We start from the raw sequence: 16,763 nt of genomic DNA, 5'->3' as shown, positions 1-16,763 counted from the left end.
TTTAAAAGTGGAAAGAGAATTAAATGGTGAAACGTTTCCATATATGATATGCTTTTGGCTGAGGTGATAGCATGGCAACGATAAAAGATGTCGCAAAGTTGGCCGGAGTAGGCCTTGGGACAGCATCCCGTGTAATCAATCAATCTGGTTATGTAAGCGAAGCCACTAAGAAGAAAGTTGAGGATGCAATAGCGGAATTGGGATATGTACCTAATGAAACGGCTAGGGCTTTTGTGACTCAGGACAATAGGATTGTAGCATTATTTTTGCCTTCCATTCATCACGCTTTTTTCTCTGAACTGGCCTATTTTATTGAAGATGAACTGGATAAAAACGATTATAAAATGATGCTTTGCAATTCGAGCAACCAAATAGAGAAAGAGTTAAGCTATATTAATATGCTCAAGCAGAATAAGGTATCAGGCATCATCGGAATATCCTATAATCAGATTGAAAAAGAGATTAATAACTCCATGCCGATTGTGTTAGTGGATCGCCATATCGGGGAGATTCCTTATGTCTCCAGTGATAATTATGCAGGGGGAGAAATGGCTTTTCAAGTGCTGAGGGATTCAGGGTGCAAACAAGTTGCTTATATAGGGACATATACCAAAACCATACTAACAGAGGTTGAGAAAAGGAAGAAGGGCTTTGAAAATGCGGCCAAGGAATCTGGCCTAGATTATACACTCTACCTTGAAGAGGATCCGATAAAGGACCAAACCGTTTTTCTAAATCAATTCTTAACCAAACATAAAAATGTTGATGGAGTGTTCGTAGAGAATGACCTTATGGCTCTGGAATTGGTACAGCTAGCACTTGAGAAAAATATCAAAGTTCCAGAGGAGCTTTCTGTAATAGGATATGACGGAATCCAGCGATACGGAGCACTCAGACCTAAGCTCTCAACAATACGCCAACCTGTTGAAGTAATGGGAAGAAGCCTTGTCGACTTGCTTATCAAAAGGATCAATGGATTTTCGGTAACACCGGCAATTCATCCAGTGGATTATCTGAAGGGTGAAACGACTCGGTAACAGCCAAAAGAATTTTAAAAAAGGATTGACAAGAAAGAAGTCCATTTTATATACTGAATATGAAGATGGAAACATTTCCACATAGGATTACCAGGGGCTTTGCCCTTTTATTATTACCCTTTGTGGAAACGTTTCCAGAAACAAAAGGAGGGGTTCAATTGAAAAAAGTGATCAGCCTTTTTATGATTTTTGCACTAATTTTGGTTTCAGCTGCTTGTTCTGATTCTGCAGGTAAAGATGCGGAAGAGAAGGAAGGAACAAAAGTATTAAAAGTATGGGTACACGTACCTGCGGATGAACCAGAAGGAGAAAACTACGACAAAAGAGCAAAAGAATTTGAAGAAACTCATGAAGGTGTAAAAGTAACAGTTGAACATATCGTCAAGACAGGTGAGGGCAGCGGTTATAATGACAGAATCAATGCGGCAATCACGACAGGAGACCTGCCGGATATCATCACTTTAGAGAGTGTACATACAGCCTCTTATGTTGATTCCGAGCTGCTATTGCCACTGAATAAATATTTAGATCAGTCAACAGTCGATTCTTACTTGGACACAATTGTTGACGCAGGCAGTGTAGGTGAAAACCTTTATGCCTTGCAATCCTTTGATTTATCTTCTCCGGTCTTTTACAATGTTGATTTATTTAAAGAAGCAGGAATCGAGGTTCCTGTCGATGAAAATGGAAATTGGACTCTGGAGCAAGCATGGAGCTACGATGAATTTTTGGCGAATGCCAAAAAGCTAAAGGATTATATGGGCCAAGAACCGGTTCACATGTTTCCTGATAACAGCGGATGGCAGATGTATGCTCATTCCCCAATTATTTTCGCTAATGATGGTCAATTGGTTGGGGAAAATGGATTGGAAACTGACGGATATTTGAACAGCGATAATACGATTGAGGCTCTTAAATTCATCGAAAAATTGTTTAGAGATGGAATTGTTGCACCAACTGTAAGAGAAAATGCATTTGCTTTAGAAAAAGCAGCCATCAGTTTTGAAGGACCTTGGATGGTAGATGTATTCACCAAGGAATATCCAGATCTTAATTGGTCTTTAATGCCTTATCCATACGGAAAAAAAGGCCATCAATCGGCTCCTCATGGAAGCTGGTATGTAGCTGCTACTCAGTCTACTGAACACCCAGAACTAGCAGCAGAATTGGTTGCCCATTTAACGAATGAAGACAGTGCAAAAGCAATGGAGGAAGCAGCTGGCCTCATTCCTGGGCACAAAAAATTACTGGACTCATCGACAAAATACAACGAATATCCAAGGAAGCTAATGTTGGATCAGCTAGTTAATACGAAGCATCTAAAGCCAAAATCACCAATTTTCCCTGTGCTGGAAGATGTGCTTGGGGATATCGTGGAAGGAATTGCATTAAATAATGGTTCGGTTGAAGAACTGGTTAAAGATGCGATTGACAAAGCAGATCGTGAGGCAGCAAGATTTAAATAAATCTTTAAAATGATAATAAAATAGAGAGTGTGCGACTTGTCGTACACTTTCTATTCTATTAAGGAGTATTAATATATGGGAAAAATCAGAAGAAGCATCAACCATATTCCATTTCTGAAATTCTTATTCAGCAGTCAATTTTTGTTTTTGCTGCCTGCGTTCACTTTAATAGGGATTTTTGTCATCTATCCATTGATTTTGGCGGTGGGTTATTCATTTACGGACTATTATCTGTTGAAACCGAATGATATCTCATTTATTGGCTTCGATAATTATGCTGAAATAACGCAAGATAAATTTGCTAAACAAGCATTCCTTAATTCTACTAAATATGTCATATATATCGTTCCTCTTCAAGTTGCTTTATCTTTATTCCTTGCAATTCTGATTGCAAAAAAATCCAAAACAAATACTTTTTTCAGAACAGCTTTCTTTTCACCATATATATTATCCATCATTGTTGTGGCCTTATTGTGGAAGAATATTTTGGATCCGAATTTAGGGATTGTGAACCTGATTTTAGCTGAATTGGGGTTTACTAAACAGGAATTCTTTGCGGATCCAAATCTGGCACTTCCGACGATCTCTTTCATCATCCTCTGGCAAGGTATCAGTTTTCAGATGTTAATATTGATGGCTGCTCTTCAGGATATTCCATCCTCACTTTACGAAGCTGCGTCCATAGAAGGGGCGAATGCCTGGCAGAAGTTTAAATATATTACACTTCCAAGCATAAAGAGCCAGCTCGTATTCGTACTGATTGTTGTCACGACTGGTACTTTTAAAATCATTATAGAGCCGTTAGTCCTAACCAATGGAGGGCCTCAAGGCAGTACATCCAGTATCCTTTTATACATGTTTGAGCAAGGTACGAGGTATCGCCAGATTGGATATTCAAGTGCGATTACCGTCGTATTCGCTTTAATCTTGATCGTCATAGCATTTGTTCAAAGCAAGTTAGTTAAGGAGGACTAGAACGTGAAGACCTTGCTAAGAGTATTGAAGATTTCTATTTTAATATCATTTGCCGTTCTGTTTGTATTTCCAACAATCTGGATGTTTGTCAGCAGTACAAAGTCAGTTGCTGAGATTTCAAGAGAGATTGGAACCATCCAAAGCTTCATACCGAATTTCGGTAATATTGGATCCTGGCTGGATCCATATAAGGAACTGTTCAACAGGTTTAATTTTTCTCTGCATTTCTTTAATAGTGTGCTTTATAGTGCTGTCATCGTTTTTGGCAGTCTGTTTGTGAATTCGTTGGCAGGATATGCACTAGCAGTCTTCGATATTCCATTCAAAAAGTACATTTCGGGTTTTTTGATTATTTTGATCATATTTCCTTTCCAATCGGTCCTTATCCAAATATTCATTATCGTAAATGAATTGAATCTGGTGAATACAGTTTGGGGATTGGCACTTCCTCATATTGGCAGCGCATTTAATATTTATCTGTTCATGGTGTTTTTCAAAAGGATTCCGAAAGAACTGAGAGAGTCCGCTTTCATGGATGGAGCTTCGGACTGGCAGGTCTTTACGAAAATCGTTATACCGATTTCAAAGCCAATTTTCATGACAATTGGAATATTGGTGTTCGTAGGATCTTGGAATGACTATGTATGGCCTTTGATGATTTTTACCGAAACGGGCAAATATCCGTTGTCTGTCGCTGTTAATATCATGAATGAAACGAAGCCTGTCTATCTGAATCAGGTGATGGCCGGATTAACTGTTACAACCATTCCGATTCTGTTGGTCTATATTTTCGGTCAGAAATACATTATGCCGCAAAATACATCTTCAGGGATTAAATAAATAAAGAGGTGTGACCATGAGTCTTATTTACAATCTTGAGTTTAACGAGGGATATGGAAGTAAAACAAAAGAGAGGGTTCGCGGCACTTTTTTATGCATCAATTATGTGTTAAATGATGCAAAATACAAGTCTACTTGTACCCCCAGGTGGGCGAAGTCTAACGCATCAGGATACGCTTTGGATTTTGATGGCTATTCTACTTTTATAAAGGATGAAGCGCTGGTTCATGACGGGGCATTCACTATTTCGTCCCTCGTAGCACCTCGTTGTTTTGAGGCCTGTCATGGGGAAGTCTCTACAGCAATCATTGACCAGCTTGATAGAGAGAACAATCGAGGATTTGCACTCAGTCTTTTCCAGCATGGTGAAGTCCAATTTGAAATGGGCGATGGCGAAAAGATACATTTGCTGAGGACTCGGCAACAACTCGAGTTATACAAGAAATCACTTATTACGGTTACATATTCCAAAGGTAAAATCGAGCTATTTATTAATTCAAAGCTGCAAATGATCAAGGAAGTTGATTGGGCTTTTGTTCCTTCGGATATACCTTTGTCTATCGGAATTAGTAATACACCCTTTCATATTAGCAAGATTTTTAAAGGCGGGATGTTTTCCGGTCTGATTGATTACATTAAAGTGTTCAATGAAAACTTATCGGAAGAGGAAATCCAACGGGAATTCTATGAACTAGAAGGGAAGCTGCAGCTGGACTTAAAAGATATTGATTTAGATGAAACATTGTTATTGGATGATATTCACCGGCCACAATATCATGCGATTCCTCCCCAGCATTGGATGAATGAGCCGCACGCCCCTTTTTACTACAACGGAAAGTATCATTTATTTTATCAGAAGAACGCTTCTGGTCCCTATTTTTCCAATCTACATTGGGGCCATTGGACAAGTGAAGATATGGTGTTCTGGCAGAATGAAAAAACAGCTCTGTTTCCACAAAAGGGAGATGTGTCTCCTTCAGGGGTTTGGTCAGGTTCTGCCACAATAGGTCCACAAGGGATTCCTTATCTTTTCTATACATTTGCAGACTTTTCTAAGAAGTTTAACCAGGGAGTTGCCATCGCAACACCTAAGGACATCGAGGATCCGAACCTGATTGAATGGGTAATGGAAGATAAGGTGGCAATCATGCAGACAGACAGACAAGGTATCCGATCTCAGTTCCGTGACCCTTTTGTCTGGAAGGATCCTGCGAAAGATATCTGGTATCTGATTATCGGTGGAGGAATAGACGAAAAAGGACCGACAGCTTGGATTTATACTTCTATAGATTGCGAGAATTGGGAGTTTAAGGGAGAGTTTTTTACAGTCGATAAGGCTGAATATCCTTATTTAGGGACAAATTGGGAGCTTCCAGTCTTTTTGCCAGTTTCGGATGCGAAGGGAAATACGAAACACGTTTTTATATTTATGAGCTTTTTCCACACTGAATCAAGGTATCATGTCGATACCTATTATTATATCGGTGACTTTGACAAAGACAATTTCAGATTTGTTCCTGACAGTGAAGAACCACAGTTAATAGACTACGGGAAATTTAAATTCAGTGGGCCAAGTGGTTTTGTTGATCCAGTGACAGGGAAGTCCATTGTGTTTTCCATTCTCCAGGGAGACCGGAATGAGCAAGAAGAGTATGATGCGGGATGGGCCCATAATGCCGGACTGCCAATCGAGCTCTATTTGGAGAACAACGAACTTAGAATGAGACCGCTGGAGAACCTGACGTCTTTACGAGATGCATTACTATTGGATGAAGCCAACCTGACTTTATCGGAAATAAATCAAAAAATCGAAAAGATTAACCATAAAATGCTGGAAGTCCTGGTTGAATTTGAAGAAGTGGATGGAATTGTTGGTTTGGAACTTAAAAAAAATCTAAATGAGCATGAAAAAACGTTACTCATTTATGATGAAGAAAATAATCAAGTGAGGCTTGACCGGCGCAAGAGCCGTTTAGGCCGCGAAGGAGATATTCAAGGAGGCCCTCTTGATGTCGGTAAAGATTTTTCCGTGCAGCTTTTCCTAGATCACTCTACAATTGAATGCTTCATGAATAACAAAAAAACGATAACAAGTCGAGCCTATCCTTTACTGTCGGACAGTGACCATATATCTCTAATAGGAGACCAAGGCACAAAGATACGATCAATTAAAATTTATAAGTTGAAGCCGATTTGGAAACGAGGAGAAACGAGTGACTACTATGACAATAGACACTGATAAAATCAATCAAACATATAGGCATCACTATCATTTAATGCCTGAGAGCGGCTGGATGAATGATCCGAACGGTTTTTCCTTCTTTAATAATGAATATCACCTTTTTTACCAGCACTATCCGTATGATACGATGTGGGGTCCTATGCATTGGGCACATGCGGTCAGTCCAGATCTTATCCGCTGGACCCACAAGGAAATTGCCTTGAAACCAGATAAGGCGTATGACCGAAATGGCGTCTTTTCAGGTTCAGGACTACAAGTGGGAAGTGAGCATTGGCTATATTATACAGGCCATATTGATTCCAACCTTGACTTTTTATATGATGAAAATTTCAAAAAGAGACCAGAAGCTGCCATCCTTGCATCCGAATCGCATATCAGACAGGTCCAGTGCCTTGCTAAGTCGGAAGATGGGGTTAAATATACTAAATATGAGGGAAATCCGGTCATTGGGACAGACCGGGTACCTGCAGGAATAAAGGTTGAAGATTTTAGAGACCCAAAGGTTTGGATTCACGCTAACAAGTTCTTCATGGCAGTAGGTGCAAAAAGCACCGAGAACATCGGCCATGTCTTATTCTATGTTTCTTCAGATGGGATTGATTGGGAGTATCTGAATCTGCTAACGCTTGGAAAGAACTTTGGGACCGTATGGGAATGCCCTGATTTATTCGAATTGGATGGAAAACACGTCTTGCTATTCTCACCTCAAGAGAAGCCTAGGGTTGGTAATGATTTTGAGAACATCCACTCCTCGATGGCACTGATTGGATCTTTTGATTATTCAACAGGTGAGTTTACAGTTGAGGGCGAGCAGGAAATTGACCAGGGATTTGATTTCTATGCCCCGCAATCTACTTTGACTGCTGATGGTAAGAGAGTCATGATTGCCTGGATGAACATGTGGGACATGAGGTATCCTTTACACGAATTAGGCCATGGCTGGAATGGTTCCATGACACTCCCAAGGGAGCTATCTTTGAAAAATGGAAGGTTAATTCAAAGACCACATCATGCCATTGAAAATTACCAGGAACAAAAGGTGGAGCTGAGTGATTTCGCCATCAGTGGACATTATGGGAATGATAGCCTTAATGGTGATAGTCAACGAATTGATATTCAATTCGATATGGAAGATAGTTCGTATTTTTCGATTGATTTCTTTAAAGGTAAAAATGAGAAGTTCGCATTGACCTTTTATAAAGACAGGAACCAAATGGTGTTGGATCGTAAAGAATCAGTCTACGTAATTGAAAACCTTGCATGCAAAAATGATTATTCAAGAAGCCAGTCTATTGATTTATCAGGTTCGATAAAGCTTTCGATTTTTTTGGATGTTTCATCGATTGAGATCTTTGTAAATGATGGAGAACTTGTGTTTACTTCCTTGTTTTTCTCGGAGGAAATGGGAGACTGTGTTTCTTTTTATTCCAAAGGAAGAACACATGTGAACAAACTTCTAAAATGGATGATATCTTAGGAGGAGAATGATGGCGAAGGTAATCACGATGGGTGAAGTTTTGATTGACTTTATTCCCACTAACAGAGAGTGCAAATTGAAAGAAGTGGAGGGATTCCTTAAAAAGCCTGGGGGAGCCCCTGCCAATGTAGCAGCCTGTGTTTCCAGGTTAGGGGGGCAAGCAAAATTCATAGGAAAAGTAGGACGTGATGCGTTTGGTGAATATTTAATCGATGTATTGAATGCTGAGAAGATTGATACAAATGATGTGTTTGTTACTGATGAGGCTAATACTGCGCTGGCTTTTGTTTCCCTTACTGAATCTGGGGAAAGGGATTTCTCATTTTATCGCAAGCCAAGTGCTGACATGCTGCTGAGTGAGGAAGAGATTCGACCAGAAATCTTCCAAAAAGGGGATATTCTTCATTTTTGCAGTGTGGATCTTATAGAGGCACCTGTTAAATATGCACATTTAAGAGCCATTGAATATGCAAGGCAAAATGGTTCATTGATCAGCTTTGATCCAAATGTGCGATTGCCGTTGTGGGAAAGTCCTGATGATTGCAGAAGAACGATCAAAGAATTTATTCCATATGCAGATATTCTTAAAATCTCAGAGGATGAGTTAGAATTCATTACTGAAACGATGGATGAAAAAGCTGCAGTCAAAAAAATTCTTGAACTAAGCCCAAATGTTTCTTGGTTCATCATTACAAGAGGAGAAAAGGGCGTAGATGCGATTGTCGATGGCAACGCTTATAAAGTAATGGGCCATCAGGTAGATGTAAAGGATACTACCGGAGCAGGAGATTCTTTTATCGGAGCAATCCTTTATTCTTTAATTGAAACAAAGAAGAAAGAAACAGCGGACATATTGAGTTTTGCTAATGTTGTGGGTGCCCTGACGACAACCAGGGAAGGAGCGATCACAGCGTTGCCTCGATATGAGGAAGTTAAAGTGTTTCTTCAGGGTGGAAATTCAAGGATGTGATAATGAAAGCACAAGGTACGTCCCCATGCTTGTCTTAGGCAAGGGTTCGCGGCAACATAAGGGCTCTATTCCTCTATAAAGTTGCGGGGACGTACCCGTGCTTCTTTTTAACTGATCAAATTCCTTATGCTTCCGTTTCGTTTTGCAATCTGTTGATCTTTTGCTGAATTTGGATCAGGTGTTATTGTGATTGTTGTGGAAAAATGCATGTTAGTCCTTCAGGAAGATGTTACGTGAATCATTAATGGTTAAACTGATTTTTAAATTTTGTATGGTTACTTACTTGTGCAGGAGGAATCGTCACTGTGTTTCGCTGTCCCATATAAAAAAGAAAAGCCAGGTTCATCCCCGGCTAGGCTACGTTACACTATAAACATTCATTTTCAACGGTATGAATCAGTTTTTTTAATAATTCTACCGAGTGGTCCAGGGAGAGTGAATAATACCGCTGCGTGCCCTTTTGTTCGATTTCGACCAGGTTATGTTCACGAAGGATTCTTAAATGGTGGGATATTGCCGGCCTTGATAAGGTTGAGTGCTCGGTAATTTCATTTACGCTTAAGCGCTCATTGTCAGCTAATAATAGGATGATATCTTGTCTTGCCGGGTCACTTAATGCCGTGAAAAGCGGTATGCACGAACGAAAAACATCGATTGCTTTTTCCCCCATTGATTGCTCTCCTTTGTTGATTCATTGTTTTTGAGGTAAGGAAATATAATTTCACTTTGTGAATGGTCCAGCTTCAGCGCCTAACCCCTCGAGTCGCTTCAGTCCGCCCAATGAAGTCAAAGAACGACTTCACTGGGCGGCCTTCCAGCGCTTGTCGGAGCTGACCAAGGCGCTTGCGCTTTTCTTATTAAAACGCAGTTAAGCTTCTTTCGCAACATATTTAGCTATTTTTGCCGCAAGGCTTCTAGGGAGGAATTTCGCTGCGTATGCTCCAACTTTATTTGTACTGCCGGTAATGACGACACGCTTGCCGGACATCAATGCCTGATAGCCTTGTTTTGCAACTTCCTGTGGAGACATGGCTCCACTGAACATCTTTGTTTTTTCGACATTAGCTACGGATGCGAAATTGGTCTTGGTCGCCCCCGGGCAAAGTGTCGTGACTGTCACAGATGTGCCTGCGAGCTCTTCTGCAAGAGCTTCGGAAAAAGATAACACATAGGCTTTCGTCGCATAGTATACGGCCATCATCGGTCCAGGCTGGAAGGCAGCGGTACTGGCAACATTCAGGATTCTTGCTCTATTGGGGCTTTCCTTCAGCTCAGGCAAAAAGTAATGAGTCAATTCGGTAAGAGCAGTAATGTTCAAACTGATCATCTCGGATTGCTTGACGATGTCCAGTTCTTCAAATTTCCCCATAAGTCCAAACCCGGCATTATTCACCAAGGCATCGACCTTGATTCCCGCAGCTTTCACTTCCTCATACACTTCCCTGGCTGCTCCAGGGTTACTTAAATCCTTAGTGATCACGGTAATGTTCAAATTAGGGAAACGTTTTTTCATTTCCTCCATCTTTGCCTTATTACGGGCAACAAGCACCAAATCATATCCATCCTCAGCAAACCTATTCGCAAATTCATATCCTAAACCAGCAGACGCGCCAGTAATCAAAGCTGTTTTATTCATGTTAAATTCTCCTACTATGTTTAAAAGTTTAAACGTTTAAAAACTTAAACATATAATAAACCCTTCTTTAAAAAAATGCAAGGCTTTTTACGGGTGAATGTATTTGCTTGAATTATTTATCCAGAAGTCGACCGAGCAAGGAGAAGCTAAGGTGTTATTTAAATGTTTTATAATATTAGGTCATTTACAATACTGTGCGACATACACTATACTGGAATCAGGAGTTGATACAATGAGCAATGTGAACGAGATGGTCGATAAATTGCTGCAGGAAATGCGAAGAGGCACGATCACGATTGCAGTATTGAGCCAGCTTGAAAAACCACAGTATGGTTATTCACTTGTCACAGTACTGGCGGACAAAGGATTTCAGGTGGAGGCCGGAACCTTATACCCATTGCTTAGAAGGCTGGAGAAGCAGGGGTTGCTGATCAGTGAATGGGATACAAATGATGCACGGCCTCGTAAGTTTTATTTGGTGAGTGCTTTTGGAAAAGAAGTATATGAAAAGCTGCTGGAAGAATGGAAGAAGATGGCCTTAAGTATGGACGGGCTGATAAAAGGGGGAGTGACCGGAAATGGAGATGATTGAGAAGTATATTTATGCTGTAACCCACAGGCTGCCGCAGTCTCAGCGAGCTGATATTGCGAAGGAATTGAGGGGCTTGATTGAAGACATGCTTGGGGAAAGGAATGCTGGCGGCCCTACTGCGGATGAAGATGTGGAAAACATCCTGCTGGAGCTTGGCAATCCAAAGGATCTAGCTGACAAGTACCGCGGGTCGGAAAGGTACCTGATTGGACCAGAGCTCTTCCACCCCTATATCACTGTACTGAAGATCGTCATTTTTGCCTTGCTGATCGCCATGAGTGTCGTATTCGTTATTGATTCCATGGCGGAGCCCGGCTCGGTGTTTGAGCATATATTCGGTTATGTTACGTCAGTCATCAGTGCCAGTATGCAGGCGTTCGTTTGGGTAACGGTTGGGTTTGCGATTGCTCAATATAAAGGGGTATCATCTATTGCGCGAGTACCGGAAAAAAGCGAAGAATGGTCACCGTCAGACCTGCCACCAGTTCCAGATGAGAAGAAACGGATCAAACGCGGCGAAGCAATCACGGGCATCGTTTTTTCAATCTTGTTCCTTGTTGTCCTCTATTCTTCCAACCGTATATTTGGCGTCATGATGTTTGAAGATGGCGAACTCATAAACGTTATTCCATTTTTCAATAACGAGCGTATAGAACAATTCATCAACATCATTTATGTCATCACGATCGTTGGGATTTTAAAAGAAGGCCTGAAGCTGAGCATCGGAAAATGGACGAAAAAGCTGGCTTTGTATAACCTGCTTTTAAATGCAGTCACGCTGATCCTGTTTGCCTTTCTTTTTAGGGACCAGGCAATCTGGAATCCTGACTTTATGCAGGAATTAAACCAGGTAAGCCAAGCAGATTTAAACCAGGATACGTATGAGCTGATAAAAACAATCTGGACGCAATCCAAAACATGGGTCGTGATCGTGTTTACGATTGTCCTGATCATTGATACTATATCAGGATTTTATAAAGCATATTTGAAGTGAAGTACGGGATTCTATCCTGTGCTTTTTTCTCTTTTTGTGCCTCTTAGGTAATATTTCTGCTATTGAATCGGAAGTAGGGATAAAGAAAGAAGAGATACTTTATCCCTATTGTACTGTGTTTATAGCATAAAGCTTAAGCTCCTCATCGTCTTGAGGAAGAGTCACATATCCTTCAAAAGCCATCCCAAGCTTTTCAAGGAGTTTGGAGGAGGAAGCATTGTCTTTGGTTGTAATAGCAACGATCCGATCCAAACCTAGTTTTCGGGCATATTCCAATGTTCCTTTTGCTGATTCGAAGGCATATCCTTTTGATTGATGTTGTGCAAGAAAGGCATATCCAATATCGACATCCTCTAGCCCATCCCGTTTAATCAAACCGCATAAACCGACCGGCAGTTGGTCCTCTTTTAGTTCAACCACAAAAAGTCCGAACCCCACTTGTTCATACATCTTTCTAGGCCCGGTCAAAATATAATTCTTAGCATCCTCAAGCGACCGAATGCCTTTATCTCCAATATAATTTATCCAGCCAGGTTCATTTAGTAATTTAAAAATAAACTCTTGGTCACTGACTTCTAGCCAGCGGAGTTTCAATCGTTCCGTTTCAAATATAAGCAAAAGGCATACCCCTTTTCAAAAAAAATGTTCAGCTTAGCACCATCTTATCACTATAGAAAGGTAGAGTCTCCTCGTAGAAGCGCGTGGACGTACCTATAATTATTTTTCAACTGACTAAGTTGGGAGTATGAGGTACGGTCCTATGTTTCTCATAATGAGACAAGGGGACGGTTCCGGCGTCTGGTGAATGGAAAAAATATAACCATGTAATTTCTAGCACAGTCTCGTACGGCATGCACTCAAACAAGAATACTCGATACTTCTATGATTATTTCGGTTCACGATTGAGACGAGAAAACCGTCTCTGTGTCTCTGTGTTTATTTTTTTTCAGTTTTAAAGAAAAAGTAGTTGACACCAAAAATAAATTTATGATATTATTAAAAATTTGTTAAAAAATAATATATGTGTTAAGGTTAAGAAGGTTACCATATATGGAGGTGGATTATTTGTTTCAAATTGACGATACGATTGTTTATCCAATGCACGGAGTAGGAATAATTAAAGCCATAGAAGAGAAGGAAATCTCAGGGGAAAAACAACAGTATTATGTCATTAAAATGTTAATTGGTAATATGCAAGTCATGATTCCTGAGGGCAAAATATTGAGTTCAAATATACGACCTGTTACGGACATAACTGAATTAAAACACATCATTAACATTTTTCAACATGGTGAATCTGATCGTTTACTGTCGTGGAAACAAAGGTATAAAGTGAACACGGACAAAATTAAAACAGGTAAAATACAAGAATGTACTGAAGTTGTACGTGATTTACTGCGTATAAAGAAAGAAAAAGCACTTAATACAAGCGAAAAGCAAATGTTAGATAACGCACATAAATTTTTGATTAGTGAACTGGGATTAATTAAAGGGATTACTGAAAATCAAATAAACAGTTTCTGTTAAATTTTCTTTAATACATCCCCAGAAAATAACCTTTATTATTAAATAAATCTTTTCAAAGACATTCAACTTCTCCAACTCACCATTAGAGCATTCACCACTTTTGTTTTTTCTACAATCTAATCCATTTCTATTACTTGAATTTCCTATACGAATGTTTGAAGCTTCATTAAATAACTCGATTGATTTTTGCAATCCTGATTCACACTGGCACGGACTAGGAGCCGTAAGGATGGAAGAGAGGTAGGGCTTTCATTGTTTTAGGTATACAATCTATTATTTACCGCGACAAGGGGACGGTTCCGGCGTCTAGTGAATTGTAAGGATTTAACGCGAAGATTGAAATGAACTTTGTCCCCACTTCTTTTTATCTTTGGCATGGCTTAACCAAGATTAATTAGGTTTTTCTTAACTATTTCGGTTCCCGAATGAGACTTGAGAACCGTCCCTGTGTCTTCCTGTGTCTTCATCGCAGTTGAACCGTAACGTTCTCATCCAACTAAAGTCCCTTGCAATTTTTCCGAAATCTTGTTATTCTTAGGTAGAATTATTTTTGTTCGGTGTAAAGTTCGACTCTTCGTTCTAATGATCACTTTGGGCAAGGATAGTAATACAATGTGCATTAGCACTAGGAGGCAACAAACATGGAACAAGGTACAGTTAAATGGTTTAACGCAGAAAAAGGTTTCGGATTCATCGAGCGCGAAGGTGGAGAAGATGTATTCGTTCATTTCTCTGCAATCCAATCTGAAGGCTTCAAATCATTAGACGAAGGTCAAAAAGTTACTTTCGACGTTGAGCAAGGTGCACGTGGACCTCAAGCTGCTAACGTTCAAAAAGCTTAATTTTGATATAGCATACCGAAACAGACTCCAAAAGGGTCTGTTTTTTTATTTTTTCAAAAATAACACCAATAAAAAAACCCCTACTCAACGAACGAGTAGGGGCATGGAACCGGTAAAATAAAAGATTTAAAGCAAAAGGTTATTTACATTATAACACATCAATCTCAAAATCAAATGATTAGCAGAAATTTAGCAAGTGCATGATAATGACAACATAGAAGGCACACAAATGGAGGAATGGATGATGAAATTTCCAAACGACGCTGATGGAGAAGCATTGCGCAGTTTGTTTAATGAAGGTGTCAGTTTTAAAAAGCCGCAGCCAGTCGAGTTTTTTATCGCTGTGCCGGATAAGGCAACTGGCGAGAAGCTTCTGCCCGTATTGAAGGAAGAAGGCTTTCATGGGTTACTCGAGCAGGATGATGAGACAGATGAGTGGGCTTGCAGCTGCTCGAAAAGGATGCTCCTTAACCATAGCGAAATAAAAAAAGTGCAGGAAAAGCTGGATAAAATAAGCAAGCCTTATGGCGGCCATTCTGATGGCTGGGGCGTATTTATAGAATGAAATGCAGGTGATGATATGCTTCATACTTTTTTAGGTGAAACAATCGGGTATGATGTGATTTATAAAAACCGGAAAACAATCGGCATGTATATGGATTTGTACGGCCATGTCGAAGTCCACGCTCCTAAGGGGACCTCAGATGCAAGTGTGCTTCAAATCCTAGAAGGCCAATGGGACTTGATCCTGCAAAGGGCGAAGGAAATGAAAGAGCGGGCCTCAGCCGGTAGGGAAAAAGAGTACGGACCAGGCGGACAGTTTCTATATTTGGGGAGGCTCTATCACATTCTGATTTCCCAGGATGCAGATATCGGAAAAGACAATGCCGTGTTCGAGGCAGACAAGCTCCATGTATACGTGAAAGAGCAAAATGAAGAGAGCATCAAACAGGCATTGAAGCGATTTTACTATCAGCAGTGCAAGGCATTAGTCGAAAAACGGGTTAAATTTTTTCAAAGCGAAATCAAAATAAAGCCGCGCTCGATTCGAATCACGGACAGTAAGACGAACTGGGGAACGTGTGATCCCATGAGGAATTTGACATTCAATTGGAAGCTGTCCATGGCACCAATGGAAGTGATTGATTATGTTGTCGTCCATGAAATGTGCCATATGGTTCATATGAATCACGACCGTTCATTTTGGCGGCTTGTCGGAAAAATCATGCCTGAATATGAACGGAATGAGCACTGGCTCGCTGTGTCGGGGTGGAGGATGGAGGTTTAGTGTAGCGGGGGTGACAGATCCTCTCAGCGGAGCAAAAAACTTCAACAATATTATCCTTATCCTAAAAAGGGATAGATGAGCATACTTTTCTGTTGGAATCGGTGTTACATCATCCCCTTCCTCATGTTTATATTCATACTGGCATTTGGAAAGAAGCTTGCTTCCAACAAAGTATTCCCGGAGCAAAATCAGATACATTTTATGTAATGTTCCACCTTGGAAACGTGGGGACGGTTCTTCCATTTCAGTGGATAGCATATTTTAACAATTCTTGAAACGCCAGAACCGTCCCTGTGTTTTTCTGTTTGTTTATCTGGATGAGACGACGAGGAATCTGATCGTCTGATCGGTATGGTTATACCAATAATGCGTTTCACTTGCTGAAAAAAACCAGGATTCTCCCTGTTGGAGCTCAATCATCTTTGTCCCTATTTGCAGTGTCAAAGTTCCTTCTATTACATAGACAAATTCATGTCCACTATGGGCGAAGGGTTGCCCGTCGCTCTGGTTTGCTGGGAGTGTGACGAGTATTGGGTGAAAGTCCGGGTTTGGGACTTGTTGTGTCAGATCTTGATAATGGAATGATGGTCCACTCACTGGCTCATTATTACTTGGAAAAAAGGTACTTGGATTGACGCCTAGTACTTCGGATATTTTTCGCAATGACTCCAGGGTGACACTGGACTTTCCCCGTTCGACTTGTGATAGGAAGCTGATGGATACACCGGCTCCTTCGGCAAGTTCTTTCAAGGTCATTTTTTTCTCTTTCCGGATTTCTTTAAGTCGTACACCGATCATAAAATCTCACCTTCCTAATTCCTATTTTTCCCTTATATATGGATTGTGTCAATCTGAACAAAGTTGACAGAAAATTAAC

General features: G+C 40.4%; 17 protein-coding genes. 13 read left to right on the top strand and 4 right to left on the bottom strand.

Going from position 1 to position 16,763, the window contains the following annotated elements; all coding sequences use genetic code 11:
* Positions 1–71: 71 nt before the first annotated feature.
* From ACNAZ4_RS09425 to ACNAZ4_RS09395, 7 genes are all read left to right on the top strand, one after another.
* Entirely contained in the window at positions 72–1,037 is a 966-nt protein-coding gene (locus ACNAZ4_RS09425; RefSeq protein WP_415814033.1) for a LacI family DNA-binding transcriptional regulator, read from the top strand.
* 167 nt (positions 1,038–1,204) lie between these two features.
* Positions 1,205–2,503: an ABC transporter substrate-binding protein gene (locus ACNAZ4_RS09420; protein WP_415814196.1), complete on the top strand. Its 1,299-nt coding sequence runs from the start codon at positions 1,205–1,207 to the stop codon at positions 2,501–2,503.
* Positions 2,504–2,578: 75 nt separating this feature from the next.
* Positions 2,579–3,478, top strand: coding sequence for a carbohydrate ABC transporter permease (locus ACNAZ4_RS09415; protein WP_415814032.1), 900 nt, complete (start codon positions 2,579–2,581; stop codon positions 3,476–3,478).
* Positions 3,479–3,481: 3 nt separating this feature from the next.
* Positions 3,482–4,318, top strand: a complete 837-nt coding sequence (locus ACNAZ4_RS09410; protein ID WP_415814031.1) for a carbohydrate ABC transporter permease — start codon at positions 3,482–3,484, stop codon at positions 4,316–4,318.
* Positions 4,319–4,334: 16 nt separating this feature from the next.
* Positions 4,335–6,557 (top strand): GH32 C-terminal domain-containing protein, encoded by a 2,223-nt coding sequence (locus ACNAZ4_RS09405; RefSeq protein ID WP_415814030.1) that lies wholly within the window; start codon positions 4,335–4,337, stop codon positions 6,555–6,557.
* Entirely contained in the window at positions 6,541–8,037 is a 1,497-nt protein-coding gene (locus tag ACNAZ4_RS09400) for a glycoside hydrolase family 32 protein (protein WP_415814195.1), read from the top strand. The genes ACNAZ4_RS09405 and ACNAZ4_RS09400 overlap by 17 nt, the downstream gene beginning before the upstream one ends.
* A 10-nt stretch (positions 8,038–8,047) precedes the next feature.
* Positions 8,048–9,007: a PfkB family carbohydrate kinase gene (locus ACNAZ4_RS09395; RefSeq protein WP_415814029.1), complete on the top strand. Its 960-nt coding sequence runs from the start codon at positions 8,048–8,050 to the stop codon at positions 9,005–9,007.
* 367 nt (positions 9,008–9,374) lie between these two features.
* On the opposite strand, the gene ACNAZ4_RS09390 is transcribed toward ACNAZ4_RS09395, so the two are convergent.
* Positions 9,375–9,677, bottom strand: coding sequence for an ArsR/SmtB family transcription factor (locus tag ACNAZ4_RS09390; protein WP_415814027.1), 303 nt, complete (start codon positions 9,675–9,677; stop codon positions 9,375–9,377).
* Between the two features lie 198 nt (positions 9,678–9,875).
* Complete coding sequence (locus tag ACNAZ4_RS09385) at positions 9,876–10,643, bottom strand: SDR family NAD(P)-dependent oxidoreductase (RefSeq protein WP_415814026.1); 768 nt, start codon at positions 10,641–10,643, stop codon at positions 9,876–9,878.
* A gap of 232 nt (positions 10,644–10,875) precedes the next feature.
* On the opposite strand from ACNAZ4_RS09385, the gene ACNAZ4_RS09380 reads away from it, so the two are divergent.
* Positions 10,876–11,235, top strand: a complete 360-nt coding sequence (locus ACNAZ4_RS09380; protein ID WP_415814025.1) for a PadR family transcriptional regulator — start codon at positions 10,876–10,878, stop codon at positions 11,233–11,235.
* Positions 11,222–12,229, top strand: a complete 1,008-nt coding sequence (locus ACNAZ4_RS09375; protein WP_415814024.1) for an HAAS signaling domain-containing protein — start codon at positions 11,222–11,224, stop codon at positions 12,227–12,229. Before ACNAZ4_RS09380 ends, ACNAZ4_RS09375 begins: the two co-directional genes overlap by 14 nt.
* Before the next feature lie 105 nt (positions 12,230–12,334).
* On the opposite strand, the gene ACNAZ4_RS09370 is transcribed toward ACNAZ4_RS09375, so the two are convergent.
* Positions 12,335–12,847, bottom strand: coding sequence for a GNAT family N-acetyltransferase (locus ACNAZ4_RS09370; RefSeq protein WP_415814022.1), 513 nt, complete (start codon positions 12,845–12,847; stop codon positions 12,335–12,337).
* Positions 12,848–13,279: 432 nt separating this feature from the next.
* On the opposite strand from ACNAZ4_RS09370, the gene ACNAZ4_RS09365 reads away from it, so the two are divergent.
* The 4 genes from ACNAZ4_RS09365 to ACNAZ4_RS09350 all read left to right on the top strand — a co-directional run bounded on the left by ACNAZ4_RS09365 (position 13,280) and on the right by ACNAZ4_RS09350 (position 15,886).
* Complete coding sequence (locus ACNAZ4_RS09365; RefSeq protein ID WP_415814021.1) at positions 13,280–13,756, top strand: CarD family transcriptional regulator; 477 nt, start codon at positions 13,280–13,282, stop codon at positions 13,754–13,756.
* A gap of 641 nt (positions 13,757–14,397) precedes the next feature.
* Positions 14,398–14,598: a cold-shock protein gene (locus tag ACNAZ4_RS09360; protein WP_026694123.1), complete on the top strand. Its 201-nt coding sequence runs from the start codon at positions 14,398–14,400 to the stop codon at positions 14,596–14,598.
* A gap of 241 nt (positions 14,599–14,839) precedes the next feature.
* Entirely contained in the window at positions 14,840–15,163 is a 324-nt protein-coding gene (locus ACNAZ4_RS09355) for a ribonuclease E inhibitor RraB (RefSeq protein WP_415814020.1), read from the top strand.
* A 15-nt stretch (positions 15,164–15,178) separates the two neighbouring features.
* Positions 15,179–15,886, top strand: a complete 708-nt coding sequence (locus tag ACNAZ4_RS09350) for a M48 family metallopeptidase (protein ID WP_415814019.1) — start codon at positions 15,179–15,181, stop codon at positions 15,884–15,886.
* Between the two features lie 309 nt (positions 15,887–16,195).
* Here the strand turns inward: ACNAZ4_RS09350 and ACNAZ4_RS09345 are convergent, their stop codons facing one another.
* On the bottom strand, positions 16,196–16,684 hold the full coding sequence (locus tag ACNAZ4_RS09345) for a helix-turn-helix domain-containing protein (protein WP_415814018.1): 489 nt from the start codon (positions 16,682–16,684) through the stop codon (positions 16,196–16,198).
* Positions 16,685–16,763: the final 79 nt, after the last annotated feature.

The organism is Mesobacillus thioparans (assembly GCF_965138835.1).
Lineage (GTDB): Bacteria > Bacillota > Bacilli > Bacillales > Cytobacillaceae > Mesobacillus > Mesobacillus thioparans.
The sequence above is the reverse complement of the archived record's forward strand: the minus strand, read 5'-3'. Positions and strand labels throughout refer to the sequence as shown.